The sequence below is a fragment of the Agromyces sp. NPDC055520 genome (assembly GCF_053619715.1).
The window spans coordinates 102,635-119,206 of sequence record NZ_JBSHJY010000005.1; the positions used below are offsets into that span (position 1 = coordinate 102,635).

The window sequence follows — 16,572 nt, forward strand, 5'->3', positions numbered from 1 at the left end:
CCGTCACACGAGGCAGTTCGGGCCGAGCAGGCTCTTCAGCTCGCCGTAGAAGTCGGCGGTCACGCGCACCGGGTAGGTTCCGACCTCGAAGACGCGACCGACGCGGCCCTTCGTCAGCGTGATCCGAACCTCGGTCTCCCCGCGATGACGCACGAGCACGTCTCGCAGCGCCTCGGTCGTCTCCTGCGTCGCCCGCTGATCGGGCAGCGTGATCTTCACGACGCCCGAGTCCTCGTCTTGGCCGAGCTCGGGCGTGAACACGCTGTAGGCGTGCAGGTTCATGCCGTCGTCGCGCAGGCTGACCCGCCCGCGCACGACCACGATCGAGTCGGCCTGCAAGCCGGGCGCGAACTCCTGGTAGGCCTTGCCCATGAACATCACGGTGATCTCGCCCGAGAAGTCTTCGACCGTGATCATGCCGTACTGGTTGCCCGAGGCCTTCGCGATGCGGTGCTGCACGCTCGTGACGAGACCCGCGACCGTGACGGTGTCGGCATCCTGGGTCGAATCCGAGGTGGTGAGATCGAGGATGGACGTCGACGCATGCTTCGCGAGCGGCGCCTCGAGTCCGTCGAGCGGATGCTCCGACACGTACAGCCCGAGCATCTCTCGTTCGAAGGCCAGCTTCTGCTTCTTCGGCCACTCGGGGCGCTCGGGCACGAGCGACGGCGCGGCATCCCGCTCTGCGTCGTCGAAGAGGCTGTCGAAGTCGAAGCCGAAGTCGCCCACCTCTTCGGCCCGCTTCTCTTTCACCACCGACTCGACCGATCCCTCGTGGATCTCGACGAGCGAGCGACGCGTGTGCCCGAGCGAGTCGAACGCGCCCGCCTTCACGAGCGACTCGACCGTGCGCTTGTTCGCCACCGGCAGCGGCGACTTCTTCAGGAAGTCGTGGAACGACTCGAACCGGCCCTTCGACTCGCGAGCGCCACGGATCGCGTCGACCACGTTGAACCCGACGTTGCGCACGGCGCCGAGCCCGAAGCGGATGTCTTCGCCGACGGCGGCGAAGTAGCCGATCGACTCGTTGACGTCGGGCGGCAGCACCCTGATGCCCATGCGACGGCACTCGTTCAGATAGAGCGCGAGCTTGTCACGCGCATCGCCGACGCTCGTGAGCAGCGCGGCCATGTACTCGGCCGGGTAGTGCGCCTTCAGGTAGGCGGTCCAGTAGCTGAGCACGCCGTAGGCGGCCGAGTGCGCCTTGTTGAACGCGTAGTCCGAGAAGGGGAGCAGGATCTCCCAGAGCTTCTGGATCGCGGCATCCGAATAGCCGTTGGCCTTCATGCCTCCTGAGAAGCCCTCGTACTGCTTGTCGAGCTCGGACTTCTTCTTCTTGCCCATCGCGCGGCGCAGGATGTCGGCCTGACCGAGCGAGAACCCGGCGACCTTCTGCGCGATCGCCATGACCTGCTCCTGATAGATGATCAGGCCGTAGCTCGTGTCGAGGATCTCGCGGAGCGACTCCTCGAACTCGGGGTGGATCGGGGTGATCTCCTGCAGGCCGTTCTTGCGCAGTGCGTAGTTGATGTGCGAGTTCGCGCCCATGGGGCCGGGGCGGTAGAGCGCGATGACGGCCGAGATGTCTTCGAAGTTGTCGGGCTTCATCTGACGCAGGAGCGACCGCATCGGCCCGCCGTCGAGCTGGAAGACGCCGAGCGTGTCGCCCCGCGAGAGCAGGTCGTAGGCGCCCTGGTCGTCGAGGGCGAGGTCTTCGAGCACCGGCCGATGCCCGCGGTTGGCCTCGATGTTGTCGAGGGCGTCGTCGATGATCGTGAGGTTGCGCAGCCCCAGGAAGTCCATCTTGATGAGGCCGAGCGACTCGCACGCCGGGTAGTCGAACTGCGTGACGATCTGACCGTCTTGCTCGCGCTTCATGATCGGGATGATGTCGATCAGCGGATCGCTCGACATGATCACGCCCGCGGCGTGCACGCCCCACTGGCGCTTCAGGTTCTCGAGGCCGAGCGCCGTGTCGAAGACGGTCTTCGCCTCGGCATCGGTCTCGACGATGGCCCGGATGTCGGAGGCCTCTTTGTATCGTGGATGCTTCGTGTCGAAGATGCCCGTGAGGGGGATGTCTTTGCCCATCACCGCAGGCGGCATCGCCTTCGTGAGCTTCTCGCCCATCGAGAAGGGGAAGCCGAGCACGCGGCCCGAGTCTTTCAACGCCTGCTTCGCCTTGATCGTGCCGTAGGTGACGATCTGGGCGACGCGCTCGTCGCCGTACTTCTCGGTGACGTACCTGATGACCTCGCCGCGGCGCCGCTCGTCGAAGTCGACGTCGAAGTCGGGCATCGAGACGCGGTCGGGGTTCAGGAACCGCTCGAAGATGAGCCCGTGCTGCAGCGGGTCGAGATCGGTGATGCGCATGGCGTACGCGGCCATGGAACCGGCACCGGACCCACGGCCCGGCCCCACGCGGATGCCGTTGTTCTTCGACCAGTTGATGAAGTCGGCGACGACGAGGAAGTAGCCGGGGAAGCCCATCTGCAGGATGACGCCGACCTCGTAGTCGGCCTGCTTGCGCACCTCGGCCGGGATGCCGTTCGGGTAGCGCACCTCGAGGCCGCGGTCGACCTCTTTCACGAACCAGGTGTCTTCGCTCTCGCCCTCGGGCACCGGGAACCGCGGCATGTAGTTGGCGTTCGTGTTGAACTTCACGTCGGCGCGCTCGGCGATCAGCAGGGTGTTGTCGCAGGCCTCTGGATAGTCGCGGAAGACGTGCCGCATCTCGGCCGCGGTCTTCAGGTAGAACTCGTCGGCGTCGAACTTGAAGCGGTTGGGGTCGTCGAGCGTCGAACCCGACTGCACGCAGAGCAGCGCAGCATGGCTCTTCGCATCGGCCGCGTGCGTGTAGTGCAGGTCGTTCGTGGCGACGAGCGGCAGATCGAGGTCTTTCGCGAGCCGGTGCAGGTCTTCCATGATGCGGCGCTCGATGCCGAGGCCGTGGTCCATGATCTCGGCGAAGTAGTTCTCTTTGCCGAAGATGTCGCGGAAGTCGGACGCGGCCTTGACGGCCTCGTCGTACTGCCCGAGGCGCAGACGCGTCTGCACCTCGCCCGAGGGGCAGCCGGTCGTCGCGATGAGGCCCTTCGAATACATCGAGAGCAGCTCGCGGTCCATGCGGGGCTTGAAGTAGTAGCCCTCGATCGAGGCGCGGCTCGAGAGACGGAAGAGGTTGTGCATGCCCTCGGTCGTCTCCGAGAGCAGGGTCATGTGCGTGTAGGCGCCAGAACCCGAGACGTCGTCGCCGCCGCCGTTGCCCCACCGCACGCGGGTCTTGTCGCCCCGCGCCGTACCCGGCGTGATGTAGGCCTCGGTGCCGATGATGGGCTTGATGCCGGCGTCGGTCGCCTGCTTCCAGAAGTCGTAGGCACCGAACACGTTGCCGTGGTCGGTGATCGCGACGGCGGGCATGCCCTCGCCTTTCGCAGCCTGGATGAGCTCCCCCACCCTCGCTGCGCCGTCGAGCATCGAGTACTCGCTGTGCACGTGCAGATGGACGAAGGAATCGGTGGCCACTGGGCTCCTCATCGGGGTGTTGCGAGTGTGTTCCGGGGGTCTTCGGAAAGTCTACGGCGACCGGACGACGCCCGGCCCCGAGGCACGCGATCGGCCTGTTTCAGTCGCCGCGCAGCACGCCGAGCGCGTGCGCGAGATCGGCCGGGTACTCCGACACGAAGGTCGTCCATTCGCCGTCGCCCGGGTGGGTGAACGCGAGCTGCTTGGCGTGCAGCCACTGGCGTTCGAGGCCGAGCTTCGCCGAGAGCGTCGGATCGGCGCCGTACATCGAGTCGCCGGCGCACGGGTGCCGCTGCGCGGCCATGTGTACGCGGATCTGGTGGGTGCGGCCGGTTTCGAGGTGCACTTCGAGCAGCGACGCGTAGGGGAACGCCTCGATGGTCTCGTAGTGGGTGACGGCGTGCTTGCCCTCGGCCGTGACCGCGAACTTCCACTCCGATCGGGGATGGCGCCCCACAGGCGCGTCGATCGTGCCCGCGAGCGGGTCGGGGTGGCCCTGCACGACCGTGTGGTAGATCTTCTCGACCTCGCGGTCGTGGAACTGGCGCTTGAGCTCGGTGTAGGCGCGCTCCGACTTGGCGACGACCATGAGGCCGCTCGTGCCCGCATCGAGCCGGTGCACGACGCCCTGGCGTTCGGATGCCCCCGAAGTGGAGATGCGGAAGCCGGCGGCAGCGAGCGCCCCGACGACGGTCGGGCCGTTCCAGCCGACCGACGGGTGGGCGGCGACGCCGGCCGGCTTGTCGACGACCACGAGGTCGTCGTCGTCGTGGATGATGCCGAGGTCGGGCACCGCGATCGGATCGATCGCGAGGCCGCGGGGTTCCTCCCAGCTCACCTCGAGCCAGGCGCCGGCACGCAGTCGGTCGGACTTGTCGACGGGTGCGCCGTCGAGCGACACGCCCCCGGCGGAGGCGATGTCGGCCGCGAGTGTCCGTGAGAAGCCGAGCAGCTTCGCGAGGCCCGCGTCGACGCGCGAACCCTCGAGCCCGTCGGGAACGGGGAACGAACGGTGCTCCATCAGGCGCCGGTGACGGCTTCTCGAAGCGGGGCGTCGCCCTCGGCCGAGGCGGCCGCCGGCGCTTCGTTCGGCCCGGTGACGTCGGATCCGCTCTTCGCCGCACGCACTTCGCGCGAACCGTCGAGGCCGACGCCGCGGATGGTGAGGATCATGAAGAGCACCATGCTCGAGACGATCGCGATGTCGGCGATGTTGTAGATCGCGGGGATGAGCCAGGGCGTCGAGATGAAGTCGACGACGTGGCCGAGGCCGAACGACGGCTCACGGAAGAGCCGGTCGGTCAGATTGCCGAGCACGCCGCCGAGCAGCAGGCCGAAGACCACGGCCCACGCGATCGAGCGGATGCGCCGTGCGAACCACACGATGAAGGTGATGACGCCCGCCGCGAGGATCGTGAAGATCCACGTCATGCCGCTGGCGAGCGAGAACGCCGCGCCGGGGTTGCGCACGAACTGCCACTGCAGCAGCGACCCGAGCACCGGCACGATCTCGCCCTCGGTCAGATTGCCGACGACGAGGAGCTTGCTCGACTGGTCGAGGCCGTACGCCGCGAGTGCGGCGCCGGCCACGACCAGGAGGGCGGTGGTGGAGCCGACCTTCGCGGCCCGCTCAGCCTCCAAAGCCCTGGAACGTCGGAGCGGGCTGCTCAGCGGGCAGGCCCGATGCGCCGACGGGCGAGGAGAAGCCCTGGTTGCCGGCCACCTGCACGGGAGCGGCGGTGTCGAGCTCGCGCAGCTGGCCCTCGATGTAGTTCTTGAGCTTCGCGCGGTAGTCGCGCTCGAACACGCGGAGTTCGTCGACGCGCTTCTCGAGTGCGACACGCTCCTGGTCGAGCACGCCGATCTGGGCGCGCTGCTTGGCCTCTGCCTCGGCGACGACCCGTGCCGCGGTGGCGTGGCCCTCGGCGATGAGCGCATCGCGCTTCTCGACGCCCTCGCGGACGTGCTCTTCGTGCAGTCGACGCGCGAGCTGCAGCAGGTTGGTCGTGCTGGCCTGCTCATCGAAGTCGGACTGCTGCGAGACGGGCTGCTGCATCGGCACCGCGACCGTGGGCGGCGGAGCCGCAGGCTCGGTGTAGACCGCGGCAGCTGCCGGCGCAGCGGCGGCGGGAGCCTTGGCGGCCTCCGCAGCACGGGCCTCGGCCGCGGACAGCCGCTGACGCAGCTCTTCGTTCTCCCCGTTCAGTCGGCGAAGCTCCACCACGACCTCGTCGAGGAAGTCGTCGACCTCGTCTTGGTCGTAGCCCTCGCGGAATTTCGTCGCTTGGAAGCGCTTGTTGACCACATCTTCCGGAGTTAGCGCCATGGCTGTCCACCCTCAAATCTGTCGAACTCGTTCGATCACGTTCAGCTAACGGTAGCAAAGACATCCTCGGAGTCGTGAGTGCCGTTCGTCACGACCTCGACCCTTGCAGCAGATCGTCAGCCTGGCACGGACGCCGCCTGCTGCAGAAACGACACCACGGTCATCGCGACGATCACGACGAGCATGGCCAGGCTCCACCCCAGATCCAATGCGATCTGGCCGATGCGTATCGGCGGTACGAGCCGTCGGAAGAAGCGCACGGGCGGATCAGTGAGGCTGTAGACGGCCTCGACGACCACGAGCCAGGCGCCGGTGGGGCGCCACGACCGATTGAAGGTCCGCACGAGATCCAGCACGAACCGCCCCCACATCACGAAGAAGTAGATGAGCAGCAGGAAGTAGAGGATGTTCCAGACGACGAGCAGCGCACCCACGGCGGGCTACGCGTGCGTGAAGAACGACGCGTCCACGTCGCCTTCGCTCTCGCCGGTCTCCCCCGAGACGACCACGTGGGCGGGCGAGAGCAGGAAGACCTTGCTCGTCACCCGCTCGATCTTGCCGTAGAGGCCCTGCGAGAGGCCGCTCGCGAAGTCGATGAGACGCCGCGCGTCGGCATCCGACATCTGCGAGAGGTTGATGATCACGGGCACTCCCTCACGGAAGGACTCGGCGATCACCTGCGCGTCACGGTACTGACGCGGGTGGACGGTCAGGATCTCGTTCATCTCCGCCTGCGGTGTGCTCGGTTGGACATGGTTCTTGCGCAGCGGCGTCACCGATGCACCGGTCCTCGGTGCAGGCGCGGCGTTCGCGACCGGGGTCACCGGTGCGGGCGCGTGAGCCTGCGTGGTCTCCTCTTCGAGCTCTTCATCGGCGAGTCCGAGATAGACCATCGTCTTCTTGAGCGGGTTCGACATCGCTGCCTCCGTCTGTGTTCCGTCTCTTCGAGGTTAACCGGCGACCGGCCGATTCCCGGTGATTGCCGTTCCGATTCTCAGGTGTGTCGCACCCTCCATGATCGCGTCGCGAAAATCGTGCGACATCCCCATGGACAGATCGCGTGCGCTCGGGTCGAGTCGCTGCACGAGCTCGGACATCGCACGCACGCGGGCGAACGCCGGTCGTGCGGGTTCGCCGAGCGGCGCGACCGCCATGAGGCCGCGCAGCCGCAGACCGGGGGTCTGCAGCACCTGCGTGACGAGCGCCTCGAGCTCGTCGGGCGCCACGCCGCCGCGGCCGGGGTCGTCAGTGAGGTTCACCTGCACGAAGCAGTCGACGGATGCCTCGTCGGAACGCAGTGCGTCGACGAGCGCCGGCCGGTCGACCGAGTGGATCGCCGAGGCGTACGCGCGCACCTGCCTGGCCTTCTTGCTCTGCAACTGCCCGACGAAGTGCCAGCGCAGCCCGAGTGCCGCGAGCGCTGCGGCCTTCGCCTGCGCCTCCTGGTGGCGGTTCTCGCCGACGTCGCGCACCCCGAGCGCCGCGAGCTGTTCGACGAGCGACGCGGGTTGGAACTTGGTGACGACGATCGTCGTGATCTCGCCCGGGTCACGGCCCGCGCGGCGCGCAGCATCCGTCACCTGAGCGCTCACCTCGGCGAGGCGACCGGCCGGCGAGTCCGCGGCCGGCGCAGTGCCGGGGCCGGAGGCGTCGTTCACTTCAGGAAGTCGGGGATGTCGAGGTCGTCGTCATCTGCGTCGAAGGCCGGGTCGGAGACGATCTGGTCGGCCGTCGCGGTCTCGACCTCGCCCCAGTTCGCCGTCTCGACGAGCTCGTCGATGTCGATCTCGGCGATGACGTCGGCCGCCTCGCCGGAGATCGCACCGCCGCCGACGGAGGCGCCGACCGCGGCGCCGACGGCAGCGGGCACGAAATTCGTGCGCCGCGCCTCGACGGGCTTCGAGTTCGGCTCGCCGCCGTCGAATCCGGCGGCGATGACGGTCACGCGCACCTCGTCGCCCAGCGTGTCGTCGATGACGGCGCCGAAGATGATGTTCGCCTCGGGGTGCACCGCCTCCTGCACCAGGCGAGCGGCGTCGTTGATCTCGAAGATGCCGAGGTTCGACCCGCCCTGGATCGAGAGCAGCACGCCGTGCGCGCCGTCGATCGACGCCTCGAGCAGCGGGCTCGCCACGGCGAGCTCTGCGGCCTTGATGGCGCGATCGGCCCCCCGTGAGGAGCCGATGCCCATGAGCGCGGACCCGGCGCCCTGCATGACGGACTTGACGTCGGCGAAGTCGAGGTTGATGAGACCGGGCGTCGTGATGAGGTCGGTGATGCCCTGCACACCGGCGAGCAGCACCTGGTCGGCCGTGGCGAAGGCCTCGAGCATCGAGATGCCGCGGTCGCTGATCTCGAGCAGGCGGTCGTTCGGCACCACGATGAGGGTGTCGACCTCTTCCTTCAGGCGTGCGACGCCCTGCTCGGCCTGGGTCTGGCGGCGCTTGCCCTCGAACCCGAACGGCTTCGTGACGACACCGATCGTGAGCGCACCGATCGACTTCGCGATGCGAGCGACCACGGGCGCGCCGCCCGTGCCGGTGCCGCCGCCCTCGCCCGCGGTGACGAAGACCATGTCGGCGCCCGCGAGCGCCTCCTCGATCTCCTCCGCGTGGTCTTCGGCCGCGCGGCGGCCGACCTCGGGGTCTGCACCCGCGCCGAGGCCGCGAGTGAGATCGCGCCCCACGTCGAGTTTCACGTCGGCGTCCGACATGAGCAGTGCCTGCGCGTCGGTGTTGATCGCGATGAACTCGACTCCGCGGAGCCCGAGTTCGATCATGCGGTTGACGGCGTTGACACCGCCGCCGCCGATGCCGACGACCTTGATGACGGCGAGGTAGTTCTGGTTTGTCGACATGACCGGCCTTCCGTGCGAACTCTGAACCCTGAACCTCTAGTCGAAGGTTAAAGTTTTGCTGAGTATGCAATTCCTGAGATGACGGTATGCGCACCGCACGGTCTGCGGCGCAAGGCGCTCCCGCGTGTCGCGAACCGCCCGGCGGATCGACTCAGGTTCGGGGCGATTCGAGGTGCTTCGATGTGATTCGGCGGGCGGCGGCCCGATCATCGGGTCACAGCGCTCGACGGCGACGACACGTCGTATTCGCCGACGGTGTCGGGCGGCGCCGCGACCATGAGCCGGGCGAGCACCGCCGCCTTCGTCTCCGACTCCTCGGCACTGCCCCACACCACCGTCGCACCGCTCGAGAGTTCGAGGCGCACGTCGTCGGCGGTCGCCGCGGAGGCCCCGACGAGTTGGCCGCGCACCTCGGGCGGCAGACTTCTGATCACCGCGGCCGCCGCACGGAACCCCTCGCCGGCGACACCGCCCTCGGCGACGATGAGCGGCTGGCCGTCGGGCACCTCGTCGGGCCGATCGATCACGACGCCCGCGGCATCGACGAGTTCGAGGCCCGAACCCGTGTCGACGACGCCGACCGGCACGCGCTCGACGATGCGCACGACGAGCGTGCCGGGCGGGATCGTCTCGGTCGAGTAGGTCTCGATGAGCGGGAACTTCGAGAGTGCGGCGAGCACGTCGGCGCTCGCGATGAGCGGCAGCGGGGTGCCGAGCTGATCTGCGAACGCCGCCTGCACCTGGGCCGCCGGGATGCGCGCGGCCCCCTCGACCCGAACCTCTCGCAGGGCCATGAGCGGCGAGTACGCGCCGACCCCGACGACGGCCACGAGGGCGACGATCGAACCGAGCACGACCGACCATGCGATGCGGCGGCGTCGCGAGCGCTTCGTGAACCGACGCACCTCCTGCCGCTCGTACTTGCGCCGCTCGCGGCCCGCGGCGGCCAACTCGCGCTTCGCGGCCCGCGCCGACTTCGGCGTCGGGTCCGCGCCCGGCGCGCCGTGGGTCGCCGACGCGCCCTGGGTCGCCGGCGCACCCGGGGTCGCCGACGCGCCCGGGGTCGTGGAGGGCGCAGCCGATGCCGATGGCGCGGCGGTCACGATCGCGATCGGCTCTGTCGAGACGTCGTCGGCACGAGTGCCGCGGGGCGTGCCCCGTGGCGCCGCGAGCGGTGCTGCAGGCCGCGCCACGGGTCGCGCTCCGGGAGTCGCCGCGCCCTGCGGGTCACGATCCCCCGCACGCGGCTCCGCTCGGTTCGGCTCGCGGGCCGTCTCTCGCGGCGCTGCGCGCGGCGGCCGCGCGACCGGCGCATCGAACCCCTGTGGCCGTTTCACGCAGGCTCCGGCGTCATCCGCGCTCGCGCTCGAGCGAACCGAGCAACTGGGGCACGATGCGGTAGACGTCGCCGCAGCCGAGCGTGATCACGAAGTCGCCCTCGCGCGCGATGCTCGCGGTGTAGTCGGCGGCCTGCTGCCAATCGGGCACGTAGGCGACGTGGGAGGCGTCGGCGAAGCGCTCGCTCACGAGCGCTCCCGTCACACCCGGCACGGGGTCTTCGCGCGCACCGTAGACGTCGAGCACGACCGTCTCGTCGGCGTACTGCTCGAGCACCTCGGCGAACTCCTTCGCGAAGGTCTGCGTGCGGCTGTAGGTGTGCGGCTGGTGCACCGCGATGATGCGGCCCTCGCCCACGACGGTGCGCGCGGCGGCCAGCGCGGCCGCGACCTCGGTCGGATGGTGGGCGTAGTCGTCGTAGACGCTCACGCCGCCGACCGTGCCGTGCAGTTCGAAGCGGCGGCCGGTGCCGGCGAAGCGGGCGATGCCGGCCAGGGATGCCGCGGGGTCGAAGCCGAGGCCGACGAGCACCGCGAACGCCCCCGCCGCGTTGATCGCATTGTGCAGCCCGGGGATCCGGAGGGTCGCCCGGTAGGTCTCGCCGGCGTAGTCGACGGCGAATGCGACGGGGCCGTCGGTCTCGACGGAGTGCACCCGCACCGTGGCATCCGCCGCCTGACCGAAGGTGACCACGCGCTCGTGCGAGAGCTTCTCGGTGACCCGCTTCGCGCCGGCGTCGTCGGCGGAGACGACGACGAGCTCGCGCGCCCCGTCGCCGAACGCCACGAAGGCCTGCTCGAAGGCCTCGCGCGAACCGTAGTGGTCGAGGTGGTCGGGGTCGACGTTCGTGATGAGCGCGACCGAGGTGTCGTAGAGCAGGAACGAGCCGTCGGACTCGTCGGCCTCGACGACGAACAGTCCGCCGTCGCCGGCCGCCGACGAGACGTCGAGTCCCTCGATGACGCCGCCGTTGACGAAGCTCGGGTCTTCGCCGAGGGCCAGCAGGCCCGTGACGATCATGCCGGTCGACGTCGTCTTGCCGTGGGCTCCCGCGACCGAGACGAGGCGACGACCGGCGATGAGCGCGGCGAGGGCGAGCGAGCGGTGCAGCACCGGCAGGCCGCGTTCGAGGGCGAGGCGGTACTCGGGGTTGTCCTCCCAGAGGGCGCCCGTCACGACCACGGTGTCGATGTCGTCGCCGAGGTTCGCGGCGTCGTGGCCGATCGCGATCTCGGCGCCGAGTTCGCGGAGGGCGGCGATGTTGGCGGAATCGCGCACGTCGGATCCGGTGACGCGGTGCCCGTCGCCGAGCATGAGGCGGGCGATGCCGCTCATGCCGGATCCCCCGATGCCGACGAAGTGCACGGCGCCGAGTTCGGCGGGGATCTGGGCTTGGAGGTCGGGCTTGATCGTCACGGTGCTGCGATTCTTCCTGGCTGCGGTCGAGTGCTTGCGGTCGAGTGCTTGCGGATGCGGGACGCCGATGCGTCTGGATTTCGAGCGAGCGGATGCCGCGGCATCCGCTCACTCCACGTTACGCGCCTTGCGGGCCGTCGTCGGCTGCCCCGCCGAGCGCCCCGTCGGGCGCGGCGCCGAGCGCCTCGTCGACGAGGGCGACCATGCGGTCGGTGCCGTCGCGGAATCCGACGGAGGCGGCAGCGGCCGCCATCGTGCGCAGGCGATCGGCGTCGGCGAGCATCGGTAGCAGGGTGGCCTCGACCCACGACGGCACGAAGTCGGCGTCGTCGACGAGCACCGCTCCCCCGGCTGCGACGACGCCCGCCGCGTTGAAGCGCTGCTCGCCGTTGCCGACCGGGTACGGCACGAAGACCGCGGGGATGCCGAGCGCCGAGAGCTCGCAGACCGTCGCCGCCCCGGCGCGCGAGACCGCCGCATCGGCGACGGCGAGGGCGAGGTCCATGCGGTCGGCGTACTCGACCATGCGGTAGTCGGCGATGCGGGGGTCGGCGACCTCGGATCTCGCGCCCGTCACGTGCAGCACCTGCCAGCCCGCCGCGGTCACGGCGGTGGCCGAATCGACCATCGTTCGGTTGATGCGCCGCGCGCCGAGCGAGCCGCCGGTGACGAGCAGCACGGGCCGTGACGGGTCGAGGCCGAAGTGCGCGGCGGATTCAGCTCGCAAGCCGGCCGGATCGAGCGTCTCGATCTCGCGACGCAGCGGCATGCCGACGAGACGAGCGCCCGGCAGCGGCGTGCCCTCGAAGGCGACGCCGACCGTCGCCGCGAAGCGAGCGCCGAGGCGGTTCGCAAGACCGGGGCGCGCATTGGCCTCGTGAATCGCGACCGGGATGCCGGCGCGACGGGCGGCGAGGTAGGCCGGCGTCGAGACGTAGCCGCCGAACCCCACGACGACGTCGACGCCGCGCTCGTCGATGATGCGGCGCACCTCGGCGATCGAAGCGCGGAAGCGGGCGGGGAACGCCACGGCTGCGCGGTTCGGCCGCCGCGGGAACGGCACCTTCGCGATCGTCAGGAGTTCGTAGCCGCGAGCCGGCACGAGCCGCGCCTCGAGGCCCTCGGCGGTGCCGAGCACGAGCACGGTCGCCTCGGGGTCGCGTTCGCGCAACCGGTCGGCGACGGCGAGCAACGGGTTGACGTGGCCGGCGGTGCCACCGCCGGCGAGCAGGTAGGTGGTCATCGCACGGCCCGCGTGGTCGCGGCGCGACCGCTCTTGCGCGCCGCCGCGCGTGCCGCGGCCCGCGCTGGGGCCTCTGGGTCGCGCGCGACCGACAAGACGATGCCGATCGCGAAGAGGGTCGTGAGCAGCGCCGTGCCGCCCGCGGAGACGAGCGGCAGGGGAACGCCGAGAACAGGGAAGACACCGAGCACGACACCGATATTGACACACGCCTGACCGACGATCCACACGAGCACCGATGCGGTGGCCGCACGGGCGAACGGCGTGCGCGCACCGCGAAGCACCCGCCCGAGCGCCACGGCGAGCACGACGAACATCGCGATCACGACGATCGCCCCGATCAGGCCGAGCTCTTCGCCGATGATCGCGAAGATGAAGTCGTTGTCGGCTGCCGGCAGCCACGACCACTTCGCCGCCGAATTGCCGAGACCGACGCCGAAGACCCCGCCGTTGGCCAGCGCGAACGAGCCGTGCTGGATCTGCCAGCAGTCGCTGATGGCGTCGCCCGTGCCGCCGCTCTCGCAATTGGCGTCGAGGAACGAGGTGATGCGCCGCATGCGGTTGTCGCTCGAGACCGCCACGAGCACGAAGATCACGACGGCGGCGAAGATCGGCGGCAGCAGCAGCCGCAGCCTGACGCCGATGAGGAAGAGCGCGCCGAGCAGCATGGCGCCCATGATCATGACCGTGCCGAGGTCGCCGCCGAGCAGCACCAGCCCGATCGCGCCGCCGCCGACGAGCACGATCGGCAGGATGCCGTGCACGAAATCGCCGAGCAGCGCCTCTTTCTTCGTGACGATGAGGCCGAGCCACATGACGAGGGCGACCTTGATGAGCTCGGAGGGCTGGAACTGCATGGGTCCGAGCTGGATCCAGTTCGTGTTGCCGCCGACCTCGATGCCGAGCGGCGTCGCGACCACGAGCAGCTGCAGGGCGCACGAGACGATGAGGGTCGGCCAGGCGAGCCGCATCCAGAACTTCTCGGGCATGCGGCTCGCGATGAGCATGATCGGGATGCCGAAGACGGCGAACATGCCCTGACGCAGCGCTTGCGCGAAGAAGCTCTCGTCTTCGAGGTGCGACTGCACGACGGAGGCGGAGAGCACCATGACGAGTCCGAAGACGACGAGGAAGAGCGTCGTGCCGAGCAGCAGGAAGTAGTCGGCCGACTCGACCCGGAAGACCCGGCCGAGTTTGATACGGGCTGCCGAGACCCCCGGGCGGTCAGGCTCCGGGGAGCGGCTCGCGCGGGGCGGAGTCGCCATCCGCCTCACCCCCCAGCATCGAACCGACCGCAGTGTGGAACCGCCGTCCGCGATCGCCGTAGTCGGCGAACTGGTCCATCGACGCCGCAGCGGGCGCGAGCAGAACGGTGTCGCCCTCCTCGGCGACCGCCGCGGCCAGCGCGACCGCGTCGGGCATCACCGTCTCAGTGTCATCCGTCACGACTTCGAAGAGCGGCAACTCGGGGGCGTGTCGGCGGAACGCGGCGACGAGCGCGGCACGATCGAGGCCGATCACGATCGCGGCCCGCAGCCGCGGAACATGCGCCGCCACGAGTGCGTCGGCGTCGACCCCCTTCAAGAGGCCGCCCACGATCCAGACGACCTTGCCGAACGAGCGCAGCGACGCCTCGGCCGCGTGCGGATTGGTCGCCTTCGAGTCGTCGACCCAGCGGATGCCGCCGGAGACCGCCACCGTCTCGATGCGGTGCGCGTCGAGCCGGAACTCGCCGAGCGCGTCGTGGATCACGCCGACCGGAACCCCGAACGAACGGGTCAGGGCCGACGCGGCGAGGATGTTGGCGACGACGTGCGGCACGGCGAGGCCGCGCGGTTCGAGTTCGTCGAGCGTCGTGATCTCGAGCGCCGCCGAACGACGGTCGTCGAGGAAGGCGCGATCGCACAGGATGCCGTCGACGACCCCGAAGTCGCTCGGCCCCGGCACGTCGAGGCCGAAACCGATGGCGCGGGCGCCCTCTTCGACCTCGGCGTCTTCGACCATGCGGCGGGTGGCGTCGTCGGCGCGGTTGAAGACGCACGCGACCTTCGTGTTCTCGTAGACGGTCGCCTTGGCGGCACGATAGGCCTCGAACGAGCCGTGCCAGTCGAGGTGGTCGTCGGCGACGTTCAGCACGGTGCTCGCCCACGGGTGCAGGGCGCCGGGCCCCGAAGTCGGCAGGTGGTGCAGTTGGTAGCTCGAGAGCTCGACGACGAGCACGTCGAACCCGCCCGGATCGCGCACGGCGTCGAGCACGGGCACCCCGATGTTGCCGCACGGCGCGGCACGCAGGCCGTTCGCGGCGAGGAAGGTCGCCGCCATCTGCACGGTCGTCGTCTTGCCGTTCGTGCCGGTGACGAGGATCCACTCGGCGGTATTGATCTTGTCGCGCACCCGCCAGGCGAGTTCGATATCGCCCCAGACCGCGATCTTCGAGTCGGCCGCCCACGTGAGCACCGGGTGGTCGGGATGGAACCCGGGCGAGGCCACGATCAGCTCGGGCGCGAAGTCGACGATCTCGACGGGCACGGCGTCGAGTGGATGCCGCAGCAGACCGGCCCCGATGACCTCGAGGATGCGTGCACGGTCGTCGTCGACCTCGGGCGCCGTCACGAGCACGGTCGCGCCGAGCTCGGTCAGGGTGTCGGCGACGGCGAAACCCGTGACCCCGAGCCCCATGACCACGACGCGGAGACCGCGCCAGTCGGCGTGCCAGCTGGTCAGCGTGTCGAGTCGATCGACGGTGGGCGCAGCAGCATCCGTCATCAGCTCTGCAGCCATTCGAAGTAGAAGGCGCCGACGCCGGCGGCGACGAGCAGGCCGCCGATGATCCAGAAGCGCACGACGATCGTGACCTCCGCCCAACCCTTCAACTCGAAGTGATGGTGGATCGGACTCATCAGGAAGATGCGCTTGCCGTGCGTGAGCTTGAAGTACGCGCGCTGCACGATCACCGAGCCCGTCTCGATGACGAACAGGCCGCCGATGAGCAGCAGCAGCAACTCGGTGTGGCTGACGATCGCGAGCGCTGCGAGCGCACCGCCGAGCGCGAGCGAACCCGTGTCGCCCATGTAGATCTTCGCCGGGTTCGTGTTCCACCACAGGAAGCCGATGAGACCGCCGACGATCGCCGTGGCCACGATCGCGATGTCGAGCGGATCGCGAACGTCGTACGAACGGTAGACGTCGCTCGGGTTGAGGTTCTCGCTGAAGCGCGACTGGTTGAACTGCCAGAACCCGATGACCACGAACGAGCCGATCGCGAGGATCGACGCGCCGGTGGCGAGGCCGTCGAGACCGTCCGTCACATTGACGGCGTTCGAGGTGGCGGTCGTGAGCAGGCAGATCCATAGCACGTAGAGGATGACGCCCACGATGGTGCCGAACACCATGAAGTCGAGCGGCAGGTCTCTGATGAACGAGATCTTCGTGTTCGCCGGCGTCACGCCGAAGTCGTTCGGGAACTGCAGCGCGAGCAGCGCGAACACGCCCGCCACGATCACCTGGCCGCTGACCTTCGCCCAACCGCCGAGCCCGAGGCTCTGCTTCTTGCGGGTCTTCAGGAAGTCGTCGATGAACCCGACGGCGCCGAGGCCGACCATCATGAAGAGCACGAGCAGGCCGGAGGCCGTCGGTGGCTCGTTCGAGACGAGGAGCGTCGCGACGAAGTACCCGAAGAGGGTGCCGAGGATGAAGATGATGCCGCCCATCGTGGGCGTGCCGCGCTTGACGTGATGGCTCTGCGGCCCGTCGTCGCGGATGAACTGGCCCCAGCCCAGCCGAACGAACAGCCGGATGAACAGCGGAGTCAGAAACAGCGTGAAGGCGAGCGACAACGCCCCAGCGGTCAGCAGTGCTCTCATGCGA

14 protein-coding genes are annotated in these 16,572 nt (G+C 69.2%); all 14 read right to left on the minus strand.

Annotated elements, in window-relative coordinates; all coding sequences use genetic code 11:
- Nucleotides 1-3 precede the first annotated feature (3 nt).
- The gene (gene dnaE, locus ACWGST_RS04545; protein ID WP_452045455.1) at nucleotides 4-3,537 is read right to left on the minus strand and encodes a DNA polymerase III subunit alpha; all 3,534 of its coding nucleotides are present in this window, start codon (nucleotides 3,535-3,537) and stop codon (nucleotides 4-6) included.
- A gap of 88 nt (nucleotides 3,538-3,625) precedes the next feature.
- Nucleotides 3,626-4,546 (minus strand): RluA family pseudouridine synthase, encoded by a 921-nt coding sequence (locus ACWGST_RS04550; RefSeq protein WP_452045456.1) that lies wholly within the window; start codon nucleotides 4,544-4,546, stop codon nucleotides 3,626-3,628.
- A complete protein-coding gene (gene lspA / locus ACWGST_RS04555; protein WP_452045457.1) occupies nucleotides 4,546-5,166 on the minus strand; it encodes a signal peptidase II in 621 nt (206 codons plus the stop codon). Before lspA ends, ACWGST_RS04550 begins: the two co-directional genes overlap by 1 nt.
- A complete protein-coding gene (locus tag ACWGST_RS04560; protein WP_452045458.1) occupies nucleotides 5,156-5,851 on the minus strand; it encodes a DivIVA domain-containing protein in 696 nt (231 codons plus the stop codon). Before ACWGST_RS04560 ends, lspA begins: the two co-directional genes overlap by 11 nt.
- A 116-nt stretch (nucleotides 5,852-5,967) precedes the next feature.
- Nucleotides 5,968-6,285, minus strand: coding sequence for a YggT family protein (locus ACWGST_RS04565; protein ID WP_452045459.1), 318 nt, complete (start codon nucleotides 6,283-6,285; stop codon nucleotides 5,968-5,970).
- A gap of 6 nt (nucleotides 6,286-6,291) precedes the next feature.
- Entirely contained in the window at nucleotides 6,292-6,768 is a 477-nt protein-coding gene (locus tag ACWGST_RS04570) for a cell division protein SepF (RefSeq protein WP_074259250.1), read from the minus strand.
- 33 nt (nucleotides 6,769-6,801) lie between these two features.
- Nucleotides 6,802-7,509, minus strand: coding sequence for a YggS family pyridoxal phosphate-dependent enzyme (locus ACWGST_RS04575; RefSeq protein ID WP_452045460.1), 708 nt, complete (start codon nucleotides 7,507-7,509; stop codon nucleotides 6,802-6,804).
- Nucleotides 7,506-8,708 (minus strand): cell division protein FtsZ, encoded by a 1,203-nt coding sequence (ftsZ, locus tag ACWGST_RS04580; RefSeq protein WP_452045461.1) that lies wholly within the window; start codon nucleotides 8,706-8,708, stop codon nucleotides 7,506-7,508. The genes ACWGST_RS04575 and ftsZ overlap by 4 nt, the downstream gene beginning before the upstream one ends.
- 206 nt (nucleotides 8,709-8,914) lie before the next feature.
- A complete protein-coding gene (locus tag ACWGST_RS04585) occupies nucleotides 8,915-9,811 on the minus strand; it encodes an FtsQ-type POTRA domain-containing protein (RefSeq protein WP_452045462.1) in 897 nt (298 codons plus the stop codon).
- A 247-nt stretch (nucleotides 9,812-10,058) separates the two neighbouring features.
- A complete protein-coding gene (murC, locus tag ACWGST_RS04590; protein WP_452045463.1) occupies nucleotides 10,059-11,462 on the minus strand; it encodes a UDP-N-acetylmuramate--L-alanine ligase in 1,404 nt (467 codons plus the stop codon).
- Nucleotides 11,463-11,580: 118 nt separating this feature from the next.
- Nucleotides 11,581-12,705, minus strand: a complete 1,125-nt coding sequence (gene murG / locus ACWGST_RS04595) for an undecaprenyldiphospho-muramoylpentapeptide beta-N-acetylglucosaminyltransferase (RefSeq protein ID WP_452045464.1) — start codon at nucleotides 12,703-12,705, stop codon at nucleotides 11,581-11,583.
- Entirely contained in the window at nucleotides 12,702-13,970 is a 1,269-nt protein-coding gene (ftsW, locus tag ACWGST_RS04600) for a putative lipid II flippase FtsW (RefSeq protein ID WP_452045465.1), read from the minus strand. The genes murG and ftsW overlap by 4 nt, the downstream gene beginning before the upstream one ends.
- Nucleotides 13,930-15,471, minus strand: coding sequence for a UDP-N-acetylmuramoyl-L-alanine--D-glutamate ligase (murD, locus tag ACWGST_RS04605; RefSeq protein WP_452045486.1), 1,542 nt, complete (start codon nucleotides 15,469-15,471; stop codon nucleotides 13,930-13,932). Before murD ends, ftsW begins: the two co-directional genes overlap by 41 nt.
- Nucleotides 15,471-16,568, minus strand: a complete 1,098-nt coding sequence (mraY, locus tag ACWGST_RS04610; protein WP_452045466.1) for a phospho-N-acetylmuramoyl-pentapeptide-transferase — start codon at nucleotides 16,566-16,568, stop codon at nucleotides 15,471-15,473. The genes murD and mraY overlap by 1 nt, the downstream gene beginning before the upstream one ends.
- Nucleotides 16,569-16,572 lie beyond the last annotated feature (4 nt).

Bases quoted from the DNA above. Each gene is read 5' to 3' on its own strand.
- mraY (WP_452045466.1), bottom strand. From the start codon at position 16,568: ATGAGAGCACTGCTGACCGCTGGGGCGTTGTCGCTCGCCTTCACGCTG.
- dnaE (WP_452045455.1), bottom strand. From the start codon at position 3,537: ATGAGGAGCCCAGTGGCCACCGATTCCTTCGTCCATCTGCACGTGCAC.
- ftsW (WP_452045465.1), bottom strand. From the start codon at position 13,970: ATGGCGACTCCGCCCCGCGCGAGCCGCTCCCCGGAGCCTGACCGCCCG.
- ACWGST_RS04550 (WP_452045456.1), bottom strand. From the start codon at position 4,546: ATGGAGCACCGTTCGTTCCCCGTTCCCGACGGGCTCGAGGGTTCGCGC.
- ACWGST_RS04560 (WP_452045458.1), bottom strand. From the start codon at position 5,851: ATGGCGCTAACTCCGGAAGATGTGGTCAACAAGCGCTTCCAAGCGACG.
- ACWGST_RS04570 (WP_074259250.1), bottom strand. From the start codon at position 6,768: ATGTCGAACCCGCTCAAGAAGACGATGGTCTATCTCGGACTCGCCGAT.
- murG (WP_452045464.1), bottom strand. From the start codon at position 12,705: ATGACCACCTACCTGCTCGCCGGCGGTGGCACCGCCGGCCACGTCAAC.
- murD (WP_452045486.1), bottom strand. From the start codon at position 15,471: ATGACGGATGCTGCTGCGCCCACCGTCGATCGACTCGACACGCTGACC.
- ftsZ (WP_452045461.1), bottom strand. From the start codon at position 8,708: ATGTCGACAAACCAGAACTACCTCGCCGTCATCAAGGTCGTCGGCATC.